This window comes from Cohnella zeiphila (assembly GCF_014212055.1).
Taxonomy (GTDB): domain Bacteria; phylum Bacillota; class Bacilli; order Paenibacillales; family Paenibacillaceae; genus Cohnella; species Cohnella zeiphila.
Genome location: NZ_JACJVO010000021.1, coordinates 191,028 through 209,454, shown reverse-complemented (window position 1 = coordinate 209,454; position 18,427 = coordinate 191,028). Strand labels below are relative to the sequence as shown.

13 protein-coding genes and 1 pseudogene are annotated in these 18,427 nt (G+C 55.9%); 4 read left to right on the top strand and 10 right to left on the bottom strand.

Annotated elements, in window-relative coordinates; translation table 11 throughout:
- The 7 genes from H7C18_RS17610 to H7C18_RS17580 all read right to left on the bottom strand — a co-directional run bounded on the left by H7C18_RS17610 (window position 1) and on the right by H7C18_RS17580 (window position 9,805).
- Window positions 1–1,596 (bottom strand): response regulator, encoded by a 1,596-nt coding sequence (locus H7C18_RS17610; RefSeq protein ID WP_185130394.1) that lies wholly within the window; start codon window positions 1,594–1,596, stop codon window positions 1–3.
- Window positions 1,565–3,385 (bottom strand): cache domain-containing sensor histidine kinase, encoded by a 1,821-nt coding sequence (locus H7C18_RS17605; RefSeq protein ID WP_185130393.1) that lies wholly within the window; start codon window positions 3,383–3,385, stop codon window positions 1,565–1,567. The genes H7C18_RS17610 and H7C18_RS17605 overlap by 32 nt, the downstream gene beginning before the upstream one ends.
- Window positions 3,386–3,425: 40 nt before the next feature.
- Window positions 3,426–4,952, bottom strand: coding sequence for an extracellular solute-binding protein (locus H7C18_RS17600; RefSeq protein WP_185130392.1), 1,527 nt, complete (start codon window positions 4,950–4,952; stop codon window positions 3,426–3,428).
- 61 nt (window positions 4,953–5,013) lie between these two features.
- Window positions 5,014–5,886: a carbohydrate ABC transporter permease gene (locus H7C18_RS17595; protein ID WP_185130391.1), complete on the bottom strand. Its 873-nt coding sequence runs from the start codon at window positions 5,884–5,886 to the stop codon at window positions 5,014–5,016.
- The gene (locus tag H7C18_RS17590) at window positions 5,886–6,788 is read right to left on the bottom strand and encodes an ABC transporter permease (protein WP_337913678.1); all 903 of its coding nucleotides are present in this window, start codon (window positions 6,786–6,788) and stop codon (window positions 5,886–5,888) included. Before H7C18_RS17590 ends, H7C18_RS17595 begins: the two co-directional genes overlap by 1 nt.
- 9 nt (window positions 6,789–6,797) lie before the next feature.
- The gene (locus tag H7C18_RS17585) at window positions 6,798–8,324 is read right to left on the bottom strand and encodes a glycoside hydrolase family 3 protein (protein WP_185130390.1); all 1,527 of its coding nucleotides are present in this window, start codon (window positions 8,322–8,324) and stop codon (window positions 6,798–6,800) included.
- A gap of 182 nt (window positions 8,325–8,506) precedes the next feature.
- Window positions 8,507–9,805, bottom strand: a complete 1,299-nt coding sequence (locus tag H7C18_RS17580) for an AGE family epimerase/isomerase (RefSeq protein WP_185130389.1) — start codon at window positions 9,803–9,805, stop codon at window positions 8,507–8,509.
- 215 nt (window positions 9,806–10,020) lie between these two features.
- On the opposite strand from H7C18_RS17580, the gene H7C18_RS17575 reads away from it, so the two are divergent.
- From H7C18_RS17575 to H7C18_RS17560, 4 genes are read left to right on the top strand one after another with little or no spacing between them, the layout of a single operon-like run.
- Window positions 10,021–12,006 (top strand): hypothetical protein, encoded by a 1,986-nt coding sequence (locus H7C18_RS17575; protein WP_185130388.1) that lies wholly within the window; start codon window positions 10,021–10,023, stop codon window positions 12,004–12,006.
- A 6-nt stretch (window positions 12,007–12,012) separates the two neighbouring features.
- Entirely contained in the window at window positions 12,013–13,350 is a 1,338-nt protein-coding gene (locus H7C18_RS17570) for an ABC transporter substrate-binding protein (RefSeq protein WP_185130387.1), read from the top strand.
- A 23-nt stretch (window positions 13,351–13,373) separates the two neighbouring features.
- Window positions 13,374–14,342, top strand: a complete 969-nt coding sequence (locus H7C18_RS17565; RefSeq protein ID WP_185130386.1) for a carbohydrate ABC transporter permease — start codon at window positions 13,374–13,376, stop codon at window positions 14,340–14,342.
- On the top strand, window positions 14,317–15,147 hold the full coding sequence (locus tag H7C18_RS17560; protein WP_337913674.1) for a carbohydrate ABC transporter permease: 831 nt from the start codon (window positions 14,317–14,319) through the stop codon (window positions 15,145–15,147). The genes H7C18_RS17565 and H7C18_RS17560 overlap by 26 nt, the downstream gene beginning before the upstream one ends.
- A gap of 551 nt (window positions 15,148–15,698) precedes the next feature.
- Here the strand turns inward: H7C18_RS17560 and H7C18_RS35555 are convergent.
- The 3 genes and pseudogenes from H7C18_RS35555 to H7C18_RS17550 form a co-directional block, all read right to left on the bottom strand.
- Window positions 15,699–16,034, bottom strand: coding sequence for a glycoside hydrolase family 88 protein (locus H7C18_RS35555; RefSeq protein WP_273387003.1), 336 nt, complete (start codon window positions 16,032–16,034; stop codon window positions 15,699–15,701).
- Between the two features lie 122 nt (window positions 16,035–16,156).
- Window positions 16,157–16,495 (bottom strand): annotated as a pseudogene (locus H7C18_RS35550) (glycoside hydrolase family 88 protein); the annotation flags it as partial.
- 108 nt (window positions 16,496–16,603) lie between these two features.
- The gene (locus tag H7C18_RS17550) at window positions 16,604–18,286 is read right to left on the bottom strand and encodes a hypothetical protein (RefSeq protein WP_185130385.1); all 1,683 of its coding nucleotides are present in this window, start codon (window positions 18,284–18,286) and stop codon (window positions 16,604–16,606) included.
- Between the last annotated feature and the right edge of the window lie 141 nt (window positions 18,287–18,427).

Below are 18,427 nucleotides of genomic sequence, written 5' to 3'. Positions count from 1 at the left end.
CTACTTCTGGAAATCCGAAGGGGTTTTCCCGGTGTATTTCTTGAATATTCTTGCAAAATAGCTGGGGTCGTGATAACCGAGCCGATCGGCCACTTCATAAACCATTGCGTCGTCATCCTTCAGCAGGTGAATGGCCTTCTCGATTTTTTTGCGCAGCACGTATTCGGAGAACGATTCTCCCGTCGCCTCTTTAAAAATGCGGCTCAAATACGATACGTTGATGTGCACGTGACGAGCCGCTTCTTCGCGGCTGACATTATCCATGATGCGTTCCTCCACGAACGCTTCGATGCTTCGCACCAGCTTCGCCTTCTGATCGGTGCGGAAGCCTTCAAAATCGGAACAAAGCGCTTCGAATCGGGCGGTCCACCAAATCCGCATGTCTTCCGCGCCGAGAAAGCGTTCGGGCTCGCGAAAACGCATCATCTCTTCATCCGACAGCGTTTCATCCAGCCTCTTGCCCAAGCGCTGCACCAGAGAGGCGTACAGCCCGGCAAACTGGAAGGCAATCTCCCGCAGATTTCCTCTCAGCAGCCCGGAGGCCGGGGCCGAATTAAAGTAACGTAGCAGCAGCTCCTCGAGCTGCTTCCGGTCTCCCGTCTCCACGCAATGAACCAAGAGCTCGCGATCCGTCTCGTTCAAGAAGATTCCCCGGTCCGAGCGTGGCAGCACCAATCCTTCGTGCAGAATGACGCCCGGACCGACCGTCCACTTCAACCGCAGCGCATGTAGGGCGGCTTTGAACTGCCGAGGCGCTTCCACCGCTTCCGCGTCCGCGGCTCCGATCCCGACGGTGACCGTCGCCTTCAAATAGCGGGCGATTTCATGTTTCACTCGCTCGACCCACGTCATAAACGGCTCCGCACCCTCGTGCCGCTCCATCTGATAAAGCGCTACGGTCTGACCGTTTCCTCTCGCATAGACGATTCCTCTGCCTTCAAGAAGCTCCTCGGCGATATTGTGCATGCCGAACTGCAGCAGGCGAATGTCATTGGGGGAGTACTTGCCCTCTTCCACATCCAGCTCAAACACCGCCACCGACGTTCTCCAGTCCAAATGGAAGGGGATATCCAGAAATTCGATATTTTCCTGCAGCAATCCCCGATCCTTTCGATCCGGAATGTTCAGCCAATCTTCGAGAAACGCCGCGCGGAGAAGGGGCAATTGCGTTCTGAACTTATCCATGAAGGACGCCGCGATATAGTGATCTTCCCGCTCCTTCAGCCACTTCGCGCGCAGCTTGAGCAGCTCCTCCTCCAACTGCTCCTTCCCGACCGGCTTGAGCAAGAACGATTTGACTCCGAGGTACAGGCAGCGCTGCGCATATTCGAACTCGTCGTATCCACTTAAGATCACGATTCGCACGTCCGGCTTCCGCTCCAGCACCGCCTCGGCCATGGCCAGACCGTCCATGACGGGCATGCGGATGTCGCTAATCACCAGATCGGGGCTTGTGCGATCGAACAGCTCCAGCCCTTCCTTGCCGTTGGCCGCCGTCCCTGCCAGTTCGAATCCGATGTCCTCCCAATCGACCATCTCAGAAAGTCCTTTGCGCACTCTCGGTTCATCCTCTACGATGATAGCTTTCATAAGCATCCGTCGATCTCTCCAATCGGTTCAAGTGGATCCTGATCGTCACTTTGGTTCCTTTGCCGGCATCGCTGTCGATTGCGAAACGCATGTCGTCACCATACAGGATATACAGGCGCTGGTATAAGTTCTTCAGCCCGTAGGTTTTGTTGCCGCTTCCTCCTTCCTCGTGAATTTCCGCCCAAAGCTCGCGCAGTTTGTCCGCCTCAATGCCGACTCCCGTATCGGAGACGGAACATTGCAGGTACTCGCCCGACCGCTTGACGCCGATTTGCAGCAGGCAAGTACCGTCCACCGCTTCCAGACCGTGCACAATCGCATTCTCGACGACAGGCTGGAGCATCAGCTTCATGACTTTGACATCCAGCAAGGAAGGATCGACATCCCAGACGACTTCGAATTTCTCCATATGGCGGAACTGCTGAATGCGAAGATAGCAGTGCAAATGCTCAATCGTCTCCGACAGGGGGATGAAATCTTTCCCCCTGCTTAAGCTGATTCGGAAAAACCGCGACAAATCCAGAACCAACGAACCGATCTCCTTCACTCCGCTCTCCAGCGCCACCCAATAGATGGAGTCGAGCGTGTTGTAGAGGAAATGCGGATTGACCTGCGACTGCAAAAATTTCAGCTCGATTTCTTTCTTGTGAAGCTGTTCTGAATAAATCTGCTTGCGCATCTGCTGCTCGTTCGCGACCATTTGATTAAACTTTTGCTGCAAATAACCGAGTTCGTCCATCCGGCGGATCGGGATCGGAACGAAGGGAAGCCCTTTCTCCACCCGCATCATTCCGGTCATCAGCCGCTTGATCGGCTGCGACAGCTGCATGTACAGCAAGGCGAACAACAGCAGAGAAAGGACCGACAACAGAGCAAGCAGCACCAGGACGTTTTGCCTCATGACTGTTACATCGCTAAAGACCGCCGATTCCGGCATGACGAGGGACACCGTCCACCCCGATACGTCCGACCGCTTGCGAATGACGAAGAAGGTTTTGCCGTTTAGCTCGACTCTCCGCAGCAGGCCTGTATCCGCTTCTTCCTTTAAGGGGATGCCGGACAGGTCGGCTGTCCGGATGTCGGGGTTGCCTGCCGCATACACCGTGCCGCCGCGTTCGTCGGCAACGACGATGCCGGTGCCTTCAATGCCGTTCACCTCGCCGATCAATTTGCCCAGCACGCTTTTGTCGCTGTTCAATAACAGCACATGCTCGGCTCCGTTCCCAGTCCGCATTCTTCTGGCGACGCTGAAGGTCGATGCGCCGCCGTCTTGTGTAAACGAAGGAACCGCATCGATCAGACCGTTTCCGATATAGGGCGAATCTCGGTATTTGAGCACCGTATCGAGCCAATTGGGCTGTCTGCCTTCCGGCAGCGTATAGATACCGTCAGCAGTAGTCAGCATCTTTCCGGAGTCCGGGCTGTAAATGCCGATCGAATAAATAAACTCGTTGGCCACGGAGAACACTTTAAGCTGCTTCAAAGCCTCGATCATCGACCCTACCGATCCGGCCGCGTCAAAGCTAGGGTTCACCTTCAGCAAGTTCTGCAGCTCCGAGTCGGCCACGATCGAATCGGAGAGACGGATCATGTTCTTCAGGTAGACGTCGATATTGCCCGCCACCGTCTGAACTGATTGCTGCGCCGAATCTCCGATTTTTCGCTCCAGGACATGTTGAAACCAGCTCATCAGCGAGAAGGTCACAACGGCAAACAGCATCAAATTGCCGAGGACTATGCGGACAAACCGTCCCTTGATCGTGGTTGTTTTAAGCCAGGATGCTCCATTCTTCATGCCTGTCACCGCTTCGCTCCGTCATTTCGTTCCTACTCTATTATTTCTTGTTATTATACCAGTCCGCCACCTCTTTCATAATGATGTCTCCGCCTTTGGCCTTGTAGCTCGCAACGAAATCGTCGAACGCGCTGACGGGCAGATCGCCGATAATGATCTTGGTGAACGTCTCCTGGCGCAATTTGTCCAGAGCGCTCTGGTTGTCCACCATGGCCGGAGTCGGCGCGCCGGTGAAGGCGTTCGGAATGCCGTACTGATTCGATAGCTTGATCATGTCGTTCAATTTGAACTGAGGACCGAGCGCTTCCATCTTCTGCTCGTTCAGTTCTTTGGGCTGCATCAACATGAGCTGCTGGCGGTAGCCGTACTTGTTATGGTTGTCGAAATTCATCTCAATGGCGCCGTCCTTCTTCGTATACATGAAATTTTCGCCGTATTGATCGAACCCGAAGACGAATTTGTCGCGGTTCTCCGGCACAGCCTGCCAATCGAGCAGCTTCAGAATTGCGTCGACGTTCTGCGCCTTGCTGGAGATGACGGCGATCGATTTGTATCTGGCCCCTCCGAAGACACCCTGCTTGCCGCCGGGTCCGACCGGCGGAGCGATCGCTATCCAATCGGCGTTCGGATCGTTCTGCTTGCTTGTTTGGATCTCGCTGCGGGCGGCTGCCCAGCTACTCTCGTACAAGCCGGCCTTCCCGTTGGCCACTTTCTCCTCGTAAGTGCCCTTCTTCGTGATCGGCCACTCGTTATCCAGCACTTTGTCGGCAAACAGCTGATGAATATAGGCGAGAGCGTCCTTCATTTCGGGTTGGATGTCGGCCGGCACAAGGGTGCCGTTCTTCTCCATCCAATAGCCCGGAATGACCCCGAAAGCGCCGAACATGTTCGACCACGCCAGCATGTTGTCGTAAGCTATAAGGCCTAGCGTATCGGCTTTTCCGTTGCCGTCCGGATCCTGATCTTTGAACGCTTTGGCTACCTTGATATAATCGTCCAGCGTCTTCGGCACGTCCAGCTTCAGCTTATCCAGCCAATCTTTGCGGATATAAACGTTGTCCGTCGCCGAATTGCCGTCGGCCAACACGGGGATGCCGTATATGCCGCCATTGTAAGTAACCGCATCCCACGTTTCGGGATAAACCGCATTCTTCAAGTTCGAGTAAGCATCCAGCTTGCCGTCAAGCTTCATGATGGCGCCGAGCTTGGCATTGTCCATCAGCCAGCTTTGATTGGCGCTTGGAATGAAGTACAGGTCGGGAATGTCGCCTGATGCCAGCAGCAGATTCAGCTTGTTCATATACTCGTCGGCCGCCGCCGGTCCGTATTGGATCTGCAGGTCGACCCCCGTTTCTTTGCGGAGCATCGTCATCCACGGATTGTTGTTGATGTCCTCCCCGTCGGGGAACTTCGCTCCTCCCATGATGAACGCCTTCACGACCGGCTGGCTGGCCGAGGGCGCCGCACTTTTCCCCGTTGTCTCCTTGCCTTTGTCTGAAGCGCATCCGGTTAGCGCAGATCCAGCCAATGACGCCAGCAGCAGGATCGAGATAAACTTTGCTCTCATGCCGCGAACCCTCCTCTGTTTTTTTGACGCTTGCACCTTCATAGCCTATCGGCGGCGAGCCTTATTCCTTGACGGCTCCCAGCATCACCCCTTTGGCGAAATAATGTTGCACGAACGGATAAATCGCAATCATCGGGACAACGCTGGCGATAATCGTCGCCGCCTTCAAGCTTTCCGGGGAGATCAGCGTCGCGCCCGAATAATCGATCAAGTTCATGTTGGAATCGTCAAGGACGATCACATTCCGCAGATACACTTGCAGCGGCAGCAGATTTGAATTGTTGATATACATTACCGCATCGAAGTAAGAATTCCAATGCATCACCGCGTAAAATAGCGTAAGCGTTGCCATAGCCGGAAGGGACAGCGGGACGAACAGACGCCGCAAAATGATGCCGTGGCCCGCACCGTCGATTCGGGCCGACTCCACCAGGCTTTCGGGAATCGTCTGAAAAAAATTTTTAAGCAAAATCAAGTTGAAGGCGCTGACTGCGGAAGGCAGGAGCAACGACCAGATCGTATCGAGCAGATGCAATTGCTTGAGCAGCAGAAAGGTCGGAATCATGCCGCCGTTGAAAATCATGGTGAAGATGACCATATTCATGACCAGTCCCCGCCCTTTCAAATGCTTGCGCGACAGGGAATAAGCCATCAGGCAGGTCAGCGTCATGTTGATGGCCGTGCCTAGCACGGTGCGGATGATCGCGACGCCGAACGACCGATAAAACGCGCCGTCCTGCAGCAGTTGCTTGTAAGCTTCCAGTTGCCATCCGACGGGGTAAACCGATACGCGGTCGGACACGATGGCCGTATGGCTGCTGAGCGACTGCGCAAGGACGTGTAAGAACGGAAACAGTGCGGCCAACCCCATCAGGAAGAGCAGCGTGAGATTCGCGGCACGGCCGATCTTCTCGGACAGCGTCATATAACGCATTACCAAAGCCCCCCTCCGCCGAACCGCTTCGACAGCCCGTTCGAAATATAAATCAGGATGAGGCCGACGACGGATTGGAACAAACCGACCGCGGTAGCGAAGCTGTATTTCTGCTCGGTCAATCCGACGCGGTAGACGTAAGTGTCGATAATATCGCCGACGTCGTACACGAGCGGATTATAGAGCATGAATACTTGCTGGACGCCGAGCTCCAGAACGGAGCCGAGGCGCAGAATCAGCAAGATGATAATGGTGTTACGAATGCCCGGGAGCGTGATATGCCATATTTCGCGCCACTTCTTGGCCCCGTCCATGCGGGCGGCTTCGTACAACGTGGGATCGACGCCCGCAATCGCCGCCAAATAAACGATCGACGCCCAACCGGATTCTTTGAGGATATCGCTGATCACGACGATGCTGCGGAAATATTCCTTATGCCCGAGGAACAGCACGGGATCCATCCCGAAGAGATGTAGAATCGCATTCACGATGCCGGTTGGCGACAGCGCCTGGATGACGATGCCTCCAAAGATGACCCAAGAGAAAAAGTGGGGGATATAGACCAGCGTCTGCATCGTCTTATTGAACCATCGGATGCGCACTTCGTTCAGCATGAGCGCGAGCAGAATCGGAACCGGAAAGCCGAATACGAGCTTGTACAAGCTGATCAGAATCGTATTGCGAAACACTCTCACAAATTCGTCGTCCGTAAAAAAACGGACAAAGTGCTTCAAACCGACGAATTCGCTTCCGGCAATGCCGAGAAACGGGCTGTAATCCTGAAAAGCGATGATAATGCCATACATCGGCAAATATTTAAAGATAATGAAATAGGCAATACCGGGCAGAAGGAACAAATAGAGCATCCAATCGGCTCGAAACGATTTTTCAAGGCCCTTCACAAGCACCCGTCACTCCGTTCTCCGGCGGCCCAGAACGTACTCCGCCGCCGCTTGATGTAAATCAGCCGTAGAGTCGTATAGAAGCAGCATCGGCACTCCCCACAAGAAATCCGCATCGTAAGGCGAACCGAAATGGATCCAGACCGATCTCGCTCTTCGCATCAGGCTCTCGCGGCATGCCTCCAGCACTTCCTTGCGCATCGGCTTCGGATAGCCGGCGGATACGATCACCATACCGGAACCATTGGTCCCGGCGATGGCGTCGGGCAGCCGGGACTCGGCGTCGACAACGATCTCGTCGGCCAAGGCGCCTGCGCTCCGCAAGAGATCCGCGAAGCGTGCGGCTTGAGCGTCGCGAATGAGCGTAACGGCTTCGGGCAGACGCCCGTCCTTCGCCAACGGCCTCATCCCGTGAATCGGCGTGACGGCCTTTCGGGCCGCCGCGAGGCTCACCGCCCGGTCAGACTCGCGGTTCGTCGCCGCCGGATCGAACGGTCGCAGCTCGAACTCTTCCGGCAGGAGACCGTATTTCCGCTTCACCGCCAGAATTCGTTCCACAGACTCGTCGATCCGCCGCTCCTCGAGGCGGCCGTCCCGAACCGCTTTCAGGACCGCATCGATCAAAGACAGCGCCAATTCGCCGCTCGGCACCGTCGCGAGAAGAATGTCGGCGCCTGCAGCAACCGCCCGGATGCAAGCCTCCTCCATTGTGAAGCGCTTCGTCACCCCTCTCATCGACAGTCCGTCCGTGACGACAAGACCGTTAAAACCGAGCGTTTCGCGCAAGATCCCCGTCGTGATCGCATGCGACAAGGAAGCCGGCAATCCGCTCGGGTCCAACGCCGGCGCCGCCATATGCCCGACCATGACGGCCTCGACGCCGGTCTCGACGGCCCGGCGGAACGGCACGAATTCGAACGATTCCAGCCGCTGCCTGTCGAACGGAAGTACCGGCAAATCTTCGTGGGAATCCACGTGCGTATCGCCGTGGCCGGGGAAATGCTTGGCCGTCGCGATCAGCCCGTGCTCCTGGTAACCGCGGATGACGGCCGAGCCGAGACGGGAGACTATCTCCTTGTTCTCCCCGAACGAATGCGTACCGATCACCGGATTGTCCGGATTATTATTAATATCCACGACGGGGCTGTAGTTGAAATTAACCCCCATCGCCAACGATTCCGCCGCCGTGATGCGCCCCGACTCGTAGGCAAGCGCTTCATCTTCGGACACCGCCAAGGCCCTATTTTTCGGAAAATGAACGGCCCCCCGACGCAGCTTGCAGCCGGCTCCCGCGATGAAGTCGGCGGAGATGAACAGCGGGATGCCTAGCCGCGTGCCAAGCGCCGCCCGCTGCAGCTCCGTCGTCAAGCGGTGCACCTGCTGCGGCTCCTCCAGACAATCGGTGCCGAGAAAGATGCCCCCGACGCGGCGTTCCTCAATCAATGTTCTCGAAATCGCTGTCATCCCGGTGCCAAGGTGATTGACGGCAAACATTTGTCCGACCTTTTCCTCCAAGCTCAGATCCGATAGCCGCATGATGTCCTCCCTCGCTTCTTCTCCTACCGTCCGGCGAAGACGAAGATTGTTCGCTCGTCTAGCCGGGCCGGTCCCGTTTATTGTAAGACGCCGTCCGTTGCGAAGGTAAGGCAAATCTGTGCCGTGTTCCGGTACTCTTGTGACCTGATTGCGCTTGGATCCGTGCGCGGGAATCTCTGACTTCAGCGTCCCCAATCACTTAACAGCTCGATGATCAGCATGATGTTTCGCAAGATGTGATACGGGTCTTTGACGGGAAGCGCGACCACTTGTTCGGACGGCTCGCCTTCGCGCGTGCGGATTTGAATCCACTCGCCTACGGATTTGTCGTCGTTCGGAAATACGGCGAACGTATAACGGTGCAAGCGTTCGTACCAGTCCGCGAGTTCGTCGTCACCGGACAACCGGTAACCGAGCAGCGCCGCATACAGCGATTCCGAATGCGGCCACCACAATTTCATGCTCCACGTCGTTTCGATCAGCGCTTCAAACCGTTCCGCTCCGTTGTCCCCCATCGTTCGCCGTCCCGAAGGAGGCCCCCCTTCCTTGTCTACATAACGAAGCAAACCGCCGTATTCGTCGTCCCAACCGAGCGCAAGCGCCCGCTTCACCGAGACGATTGCCTTCCGGATAGATTCGCCATTTCCCGACTCGGCCGCTTCCCGCATCACGAACCACATGCTTTCGAGGGAATGTCCGGGATTGAGATGCCGCAGAAGCAGCCGTTCATTCTCATCCCGCTCCGCTGCCTCATCTTTAGCCAGCACCTCGCGGATGCGTCCCTGCGAATCGCGGAAGTGCTTCATAATGTCGTCCATGTAGGCGGCGCTCCTGTGCCGGAACCGCTCGGCTTGTCCCCCGTCCGCGGACCGCCATGCATCCGCCAGCTCTTGAGCGGCTTTGAGCATAATCATCGAATAGCCGTGCGACGCCAGGTTATCCGGTACGGGATACGGCTCGCTCCGCACCTTCTTGGCGCGCAGACGCCTTTCCACCGACTCGTAAAGCAGCGCCGCCTGCCGAAGCGCCTCCCGATCGCCGGCAATCCGGCCATACTCGGTGTACCCTAGAATCACGAAGCAGTCCGCGTAAAAACTCGTGTCGTACCCATAACCCGCGATCGGCTCTTTCGGATCCCCGTCCTCCGTAAGCAGAAACGCGCAGTTGCCGTTCGGAAGAAGGGCGTGCCGGCGCAAAAATCGATACGTACGCTCGGCCTGCTCCATATAGAGGTTCGGATCGCCGTCCGCCTGCTTCCGCGCGCACAAGTCGGCGAGCCGCGACCATATCCACAGAAATCGTCCTTGCGACCACGTATATTTGTCCGAACTGAGCCTGCGTTCCCCGCGGTTATCGAAGCAAGTATAGACGCCTCCGCGGACCGGATCGACAGCTCGCTCCCAGAAAGGGAGCAGATCCTGCCGCAGGACCGAGCGGTAAAAGATCAGCAGCTTCTCCCGTTCCCATGCTTCACGTATCAATTCGTTCTCCGCCTTTCACTTTTTTTATCCGACGGAATCATTATAAGAAGCGAACTCCGCACCGGATAGGCGAATCCGGTGCCGCAAATGCGGACGATCGTGACCAATTCAAGCAACGGTCACAATCGTCCTGATTTTTTTACAATTTTCATCTACTCCGGATTTTTCGGTGGTGGTAGCTTGGGGATAGCTCTGCAGATAAAGGGGGTATCGACTTGCCGTCTACCAAACGGCGATTGGCCGCAATTGCTTCGGCAGACAGCGATTTATTGTCCTGTATGAAAATGCTCGATCCCAAGCTGACGGTCGTTCACCCGAACGATGCGCTTGCGCTGGCGGATCACCCGGCAGACGCTTACGCCATCCTGGGAGGAACCGAGCCGAACCCGCTCCTTCTCCCCCCGCCGGTCCGAACGTTCATCGATCGCGAGATCGCGGCCGGCAAACGCGTGTTTGCGGAATTTGCGGGAAGCATCGGCAACGTTTACTTTGAAGCGCCTTCCTCGACGCGTTATGTCCGGCTAGCCGTCGCCTCCGAGGGATGGCTGGAGGGCGAGCCGCGGGGCGGACTTATCGACGACCAGTGCGGCGAACGATTGCGCCCGCATGCTTTTACCTGTTCCAAAAAAGTGCCGCTCCTGTCGTATTTCAACGTACAAGCCCATGACCGGACGCCGCCGAATGAAGAATGGAACGCCGACACTGCAGACCGTGAACGCGCCTTGTGGTTTGAACAGAATGACTGTCTTCTCGTATGCGCGTTCCGGCTGGCTATGTTCTCCCGCGCGCGCCATGCCCCGCACGATCGCGTTCGCAAACTCGTTCGTTACATTCTTGGCTGGCTGTACGGACAGGAAATCCCGGATTTCGAATTTCCCCGCCACTATCGTTTGGCAGCCGCCATTGCGCCCCCAAGCGGCGGACAGCGCCTAAACGACCCGGAACCTGCTGCGGGCGAGATCCGGACGGGCGCCGAACGCGCGCTAAGGTGGGCAGAGCGGGCCGGCATTCTTCAGAACGAAGGCAAGAACGGAGCTTTGGAGGGATTAGGGACGGAGATCGACTATTCGGGCCGCCAGAGAGTGAGCCGAATCCGGCGCGCCGACTGCATCGGCGAGCTTGCGCTTGCTTACTGGCTTCATTCCCGGGTAAGCGGGGATTCCCGAAGCGATCGCATATCCGGACGCCTGACCGGATATGTCCTAGATCATTTCGTGTGCCGGGAGCCGGGACCGTTATTCGGCATGATGCGCTGGACGGACGAGGCATGGGGCGTCTGCTATCAGGACGATGCCGCCCGCGCGCTGCTCCCCCATCTGTTCCGCTGTCTGTATGAAGGAACGACGGAACGGCTGAAGGAATGCGAAGACGTTCTCCTCTTCCTGATTCGCACGACCGGAACGGACGGAACTCGCCCCTCCCGTACCGACAACCATCTGCTGACGGAAGAAGCGTTAGTGCGGCTGCGAACGACCCCCGGCAACTTGCCCAGTGCCCATTACAACGCCTATTATTACGCCGCTCTTAGTGTGGCGTACCGGTTGACGGGACGGGAACAGTTCCGGGAGACGGCAATCAAGGGCCTCTCGTCGATCATGGCCGTCTATCCCGCGACAAGGCGGGAGCAGAGCCAAACCCAGGAGCTTTGCCGGCTCATTCTCCCCCTCTCTTGGCTGTACGCCGTCACAGGCTCGGAGGAACACTGCGAGTGGCTCTACCGGGTAGCCGGCGATCTGCAGGCATTCGCGCACCATAGCGGCGCCTATGTGGAGTGGGACGAAGGCTACTTGTCCGCGATGCGCCACAGAGCTGGCGAAGGCGAGAGCTCGCTGTTGGCCCGCAACGGGGACCCTGTCGCGGATCTGCTCTATTCAAACAACTGGCTGCCACTGGCTTGGATTCAAGCTTACTTCGTAACGGGAGACCGGTGGTTCAGGCAAAAATGGCTGGAGACCGTCCGCTTCTTTCTCGATGCGCAAATTGTCAGCCCGGATTCGCAGATCGACGGCGCTTGGGCCCGGGCACTCGATGTCGAACGAATGGAAGTGTTCGGTTCCCCGGCCGATTCCGGCTGGGGTCCGTGGGCGATCGAATCCGGCTGGACGGTTGCCGAGATTGCCGCCGGAATGCTAATGGGATTGCTCGAAGACGAACTGCTGCCGCTGCATGCCGCAGTCGGCCACCACCAAACGAAAGGATGAATTTGCTTGAAAAAATTCGGACTTACGCTAACGACCGCCGCTTTACTGGTCTTGACGACGAACGGCTGCGGATCCGGCGGTACGGCGAACGACGCCGCGACTTCCGATACTGGGAAAGCATCGAACGCCAATACGCAAGAAGCTTCCGGGGGAACCGTCGAATTGACGTTCGGCTTTAACGGAGGCGACGGTCCTACCTATGATTTGTACAAATCCATTTTTAAGGAATACGAGAGCGCGCATCCGAACGTCAAAATTACGCCTCAGGCGATTGCCAAAGATTTCACCTCGACCATCATGACACGGATTGCCGGCGGCAATGCGCCGGATGTTTTCTGGATGAGCAACCAGGATATGCCTTCGTTCGCGGATCGCAACGCCCTGCTCGATTTGACGCCGTATGACGGCAAGGACTTCCAAAGCGGCGATTACCTGGACAACATCATGGCGGGGTACAAATGGAAGGGCAACATTTATGGCCTTCCCGGCGATGCGGCTCCGATCGTGCTTTTCTACAACAAAGAGCTGTTCGATCAAGCCAAAGTCGACTATCCGACGGCGGGAATGTCGTGGGACGATCTGCTGCAGAAGGCCCAAGCGCTCACGGTCAAGAAAGGGGATCAAATCGATCAGTACGGCTACGCTCAGGACGTCACCTGGAACTTCTGGGCGCCGTTCGTATGGCAGAACAACGGCGACATCCTCAGCAGCGACGGCACGAAGTCGGCCATCAACTCGCCCGAATCGTCCGAGGCTTTTACCTTTATCCGCAGCCTGATGAACGAGTATAAGGTGGCTCCCACGGCCAGCTCGATGCAAACGACGCCAAGCTATCAGCTGTTCCAGCAAGGCAAAGCGGCGATGTATTTCGGCGGCTCCTGGGTGGCTTCGACCATCTTGCGCGATACGAATTTCGAATGGGACGTTGTCGCTCCGCCAGCAGGCAAATCGAAGGCGACCGCCATGGCGCTCGGAGGCTTCGCCGTTTCCAAAACGACCAAGCATCCGGAAGAAGCCGTGAAATTTCTTTCGTGGCTTGCCGGAGAAGAAGGGCAGAAGCGTAAATTCGAGGGCGGCTTCGCCGGGCTGCCGACACTGAAATCGCTCATCAATACCCCTCTTGCCACCAAAGGCTTCGAACATCCGACTTATAAGAACATTCATCTCCAAGAAATCGTCGATTCCACCCAGTACGCCCGTGTCGCTCCGAGCTCGGCCAACTGGACGCAGATCAATGCCGAAATGACCAAACTGCTTCAACTGTACTGGAACGGAGAGCAGGAAATCGGGCCCACGCTGGAAAGCGTCGATAAGCAAATCAACGAGATTCTCTCCGGCAAGTGAGAAAAAGTGAAAGGGGGGGCTCCATGAGCGCCTTTTACAGAAAACGAAGCTTAACCGGTTACCTGTTTATCTCGCCATGGTTGATCGGATTGGCTTGCTTCACCTTGTTCCCGCTCCTTTATTCGTTCGGACTATCCTTTACCGACTGGAATATTCTCGAACCTGCGAAATTCGTCGGACTCGATAACTTCGACAAGCTCGCGCATGACCCGAATGTCCGCGATTCGCTCAAGGTGACGGCGATCTACGTCGTGTGCAGCGTACCGCTGGGGACGGTGCTGAGCATTCTTCTCGCCGTGCTGTTGAATCAAAACGTGAAGGGGATGCGGATTTTCCGCACCCTCTTCTATCTTCCCTCCGTCGTGTCCGGCGTGGCGGTGTCCATGCTGTGGATTTGGATTTTCGAAAGCAACTACGGACTATTAAATACGGTGCTTTCCTGGTTCGGCGTGAAAGGGCCGCATTGGCTGACAGATTCTAGCACCGCCCTGCTGTCAATCATCATTATGAGCTTATGGGGAGTAGGCGGCAGCATGGTCATCTACCTCGCCGGCCTTCAGAGCGTGCCGCGCTCGCTGCAAGAAGCCGCAGAATTGGACGGCGCGAGCCGGGTACGCCGTTTCTGGAGCGTTACGGTGCCGATGCTGTCTCCGACCGTATTTTTTAATTTGATCATGGGACTGATCGGTTCGTTCCAAGTGTTCACCCAGGCGCTTGTCATGACCGGAGGAGGTCCGGGGAACGCCACTTTGTTTTATGTTTTGTATTTGTATCAGAACGCCTTTCAATTTTTTAAAATGGGCTATGCATCCGCGCTCGGCTGGCTGCTGTTCGTCATTATTCTGGTTCTGATTCTCGTCTTGTTCCAAACATCCAACCGCTGGGTGTACTACGAAGGCGAAGGTCCGGCGACCAGCCGCTCGAAGCGCCGAACGCGGCGTCCGTGCTCGGAAGGAGGTGAGGGGCGTGCGCCGCACTCGCATACTCGGTAAGGCATTGACCTATTTATTGCTGCTCGCCTGTTCCGCCGTCTTCATGCTTCCGTTCCTCTTTATGCTGACGACGGCGCTCAAAAGTTCGGCCGCCGTTCTGACAATACCGCCGAAAATTTTCCCTTCCGTGTATCATTGGGAAAATTTCGGAGACGCCATGCGCATGATGCGGTTCTGGAAACTTCTAGGCAATACGATGACGATTACAGGGCTCACCATTGCCGGCACCTTGCTGTCCTGCACCCTGGTCGCCTTCGGCTTCGCCCGCTTCGACTTCAAGGGACGGAGCTTCTGGTTTCTCGTTCTCATCTCCACGATGCTCATTCCCGGCCAGATCACGATGATTCCACTTTATCTTTTGATGAAGTGGCTCGGCTGGATCGATACGATCAAACCGCTTACGGTGCCGGCGTTTTTCGGTACGGCGTTTTACATCTTTCTGCTTCGGCAATTCTTCATGACCGTTCCGCGGGAGCTTGACGAAGCCGCCATCATCGACGGTTGCGGGCCGATGCGCCTCCTGCTCAAGATCATGCTTCCGTTAATACGGCCTGCGCTCGCTACGGTAACGATATTCACCTTTATGCATACGTGGAATGACTTTCTCGGTCCGCTCATCTATTTGCAATCCGACAATATGCGAACCTTGTCTCTTGGCCTTTACTCTTTTCAAGGCGAATACGTAAGCCAGTGGCATTATCTCATGGCGGCTTCCATCCTGCTCATGCTTCCCTGCTTGCTCGTTTTCTTCTTTTTCCAGCGTTATTTCATCGAGGGAACCACCGTTACCGGAATAAAAGGTTGATAACCGGGCATGCATGAACATGCATGCCCGGTTCGGATAAAGGGATGCGGCAACCCGACCTGAGAAGGCGCAAGACAGCGCATCCCTAATCTGCTGGGCGCATACGCCGCTTTGCAGGCAGCCTCGGGATCCGACCGTTTCTTGGAATTGGGCGGCCTTCATGAAGACACAAAAACTAAAAGGGGCTGTCCCAAAAGGTTACGAAATTGACCGGAGGACCCCCCTTTTTTTTGCTTTGGAAAACAAAAAAAGGCGACCCAATACGATCGGCCAACCTGAAGTACACCCCTTCTTTTCCGTGCAACTCGTCATCTCTTCCTGAAAGACTCTCATTTTCTACTTGCCATTCATGTTAAATACTCCCGGTTGTCGTCTTTTCTATTGGCCATTATAGGCTAAGGCGTACGACAGCAAAATCAGCGCCTAACCTTGACCGTAAAGCGTCGGATAGCACAGAATATCGCGGTAAGCCGCAATGCTTGGCATGACGGGCATGCCGCCGGAACCGCCGTTAACCGTTCCGTCGGGCGTAACTTGCACCAGCACGCCGTTCAGCGTCTTTTTCGCGGCTTCCACATAGGATTCGTCCAGCCAGTCGATTTGGTTCCCGGCGAACCACCGGCCGCAATTCCGGCGCTGCCGAATGTTTCCGCATAAAAATGCGGATGATTCACAACCGTCGGCCAAAGGCCGTTTTCCCCCTGATACCCATGCATGGCTTTCGCTAGCTGTTTGTAACGATGAATCAGGTTGCCGGGAATGTCGGCCATCCCGGCAACTTCGCAGGCAATCCATGGTGCGGCCAACACAACCCAAGCGTTGGCCCGCGTCCAATAAGCAGACGACATATGATTATCTCTGCTGCCGCTGTTCCAACTGTGGAACAGCAGTCCGGTTTCCCGATCCTGCAGCAGCTACAAATGGATGCGCAGCTGAAACGCCGCTTCCTCGGGTATTTCCTGTCCCCCGTAAGCCTCGCCAACCTGGCCAAAAAAAGCACGGCCATGAACAGCGTATCCGCCGATACCTGCTCCGGAAACAGCACGTTTTCCGTCACCGTGTGCTCGAATGCCGATTCGCGTGTGCGCGGCGCCTCCGTCACAATCCAATCGCCGACCCTTTTTGCGATTTCCAGATACCACTCATCGCCCGTCCGACGATAAAGCGCCGGAAAGACGGTATATGGCGCCATAGCGTTGATGAACTTCGATTTGCCGGCCTTATGTTTGTTTCGATGGACCCATTCGCACAAGACATCCATCGCGGAAGCCTTCTTCCCCAATTCCGCATCCGCGAGAATCGAAATTAACCCGACCCCGGGCACCCAATCCCCTTCCTCCAGCTTCATCCCCCAATCCTCTGTCGGTACATCCGTCATTCTCTGATAAACACGATCCCTGTTCCAGTCCATCTGTCGCGTTCCATTCAATCAATCGTCATGCGGTTTCTCCTTCTCTTATAAAGTCTGTGGCCTTCTCGGCAAGGAGAGAGTGAGTGGCGGCCCGTCCTCCGAATCCCCCGTTGCCCTGACCCGCTCCGCATCATGCTCCACCGCGGCTTCGAAGCGAGATGCCTGCTCCCCCAACGTCAACGAAAATAGAAAAGCGGCTTCGCGCATGGAACGGAAATCCATCGTTTTCTTCTCGCCGGTATAGATGACCAGATCGGCAAAACAAACCTCTTCATTCTTCCCGACCTCCCATCGCGCTCGATCCGTCCAGTCGTCAAACGTGGCGAACAAGGTGGCGATCCGGACTTCCAGCCCGCCAATCGTAAATGAGGCCCGATCTCCGGACGATAAGCCGTTCACATTGTTCAAGCAGCCGCCGAATTCAAGCCGCAGGCGGAAATCCGAAACTTCCACCGCGCCGTCAATTTTGTCCAACGCGGGATGCGTATCCCCCCCGTTCGTCAAGAAGGAAATGCCGAACAGTACTCGATTCCTGTATTGTGTAGAGGCAAAAACCGCCGAACAATAATCATATCCATCATGCAACACGCGAAGGCGCATATAGGTTGTCTCGCCGCCGTTTCGGACATAGGCGGTCAGGCAAGTCGCCTGATTCCACATGATTTCCCTGCTGAAAGTGCCCAACGCGTAATCGCTAGTCAGATAGGTGGTGGCCCATTTGCTCTCTCCGCTTGCATCGTCGCGGAAATAACATTGCGTGACCGACTTTTCCGCCGGTTCGGTAAAGCAGTTGAGGTAGGCAGAGGGACAACGGATGCCACTTTTGAACCATTCTCCTTCGTATGGCAGCCGATCCCACGGAAAGAAATGCAATTGCCCCTCGGTGGCCACCTGCAAGAAGGCTTTGGCCCGATCGGACAGCATCGCGCTGTAGCTGCGGCTGTGCGGACCGGCCCATTGCTTCGTTCCGACATGATAATGTTCCGCGATCATTTTCCAAGTGAGATCGAGCAGTTCATCACACATGGCCTTGGCTTGCGCGATCTTCGTTTCGGTATTTAATTTCGACAGCTCCAATACGGCGACAATCGTATACGTCGGGCTGTTGTATTCCTGAAATGAACCTAACGTTCTTGTGAATTCGACAATGCCGTTCAGCCTGTCCAAGCCGTAATGCTTGTCAACGTGCCAACCATACAGTTCGCCAGCCATGAGCGTGACGAACGCGCCCATGATGGCAATATTGGTATAATGAGGCCCGACATTGCGTTTCCGAATCGCGTTGCAAGCGCAGAATACCGATTGCCGGACCGATTGCCGCAGCGCTGCCGGAAACCGCCTACCGTGACGGAGCGCCGCCAACACCAGCTGCTTACCTATAAAATCCGCCCAATTCCAATCCGGGGGTGACATCCGGGACAGCGGCTCCTCGTAAAACCACGGCCAGATCCCGAACGTATCGCGATCGGGATCCTTGTCCTGCATGGAAACGATCGTGTCCAGGATTTCAAACGCACGTTGCTCGTATTCCGGAAGCTCCGTATCGAGCAGCGCAAGCGCATAATGGACGGATTCGCGAGTGGGGTGCACGATATTGGCCTGTTTCAGCGTCGTATGGTAGCCCGGACTCTTGAACGGCGACGCCAGCATGCGAAGCTCCGGGTTATACATACCGTCCAACGCTCGTACGGCATTCAACAGCATGTCCGAATCACTCATCCGGTTCAAATCCGTTGTCTCCCTTCAATACTTTGAATGGCGTAATAGTTTTAAAGATAGTGATAAACTATCACCTCCCAACGAATGTTAAAACCGCTACTTTTTGCGCCTCTGCACCTTTTTTCTTTTCACGCCACTCTCATTTATTGT

Excerpts from the sequence above, each read along its gene's own strand:
- H7C18_RS17610 (WP_185130394.1), bottom strand. The coding sequence starts at position 1,596 with ATGCTTATGAAAGCTATCATCGTAGAGGATGAACCGAGAGTGCGCAAA.
- H7C18_RS17605 (WP_185130393.1), bottom strand. The coding sequence starts at position 3,385 with ATGAAGAATGGAGCATCCTGGCTTAAAACAACCACGATCAAGGGACGG.
- H7C18_RS17600 (WP_185130392.1), bottom strand. The coding sequence starts at position 4,952 with ATGAGAGCAAAGTTTATCTCGATCCTGCTGCTGGCGTCATTGGCTGGA.
- H7C18_RS17595 (WP_185130391.1), bottom strand. The coding sequence starts at position 5,886 with ATGCGTTATATGACGCTGTCCGAGAAGATCGGCCGTGCCGCGAATCTC.
- H7C18_RS17585 (WP_185130390.1), bottom strand. The coding sequence starts at position 8,324 with ATGCGGCTATCGGATCTGAGCTTGGAGGAAAAGGTCGGACAAATGTTT.
- H7C18_RS17565 (WP_185130386.1), top strand. The coding sequence starts at position 13,374 with ATGAGCGCCTTTTACAGAAAACGAAGCTTAACCGGTTACCTGTTTATC.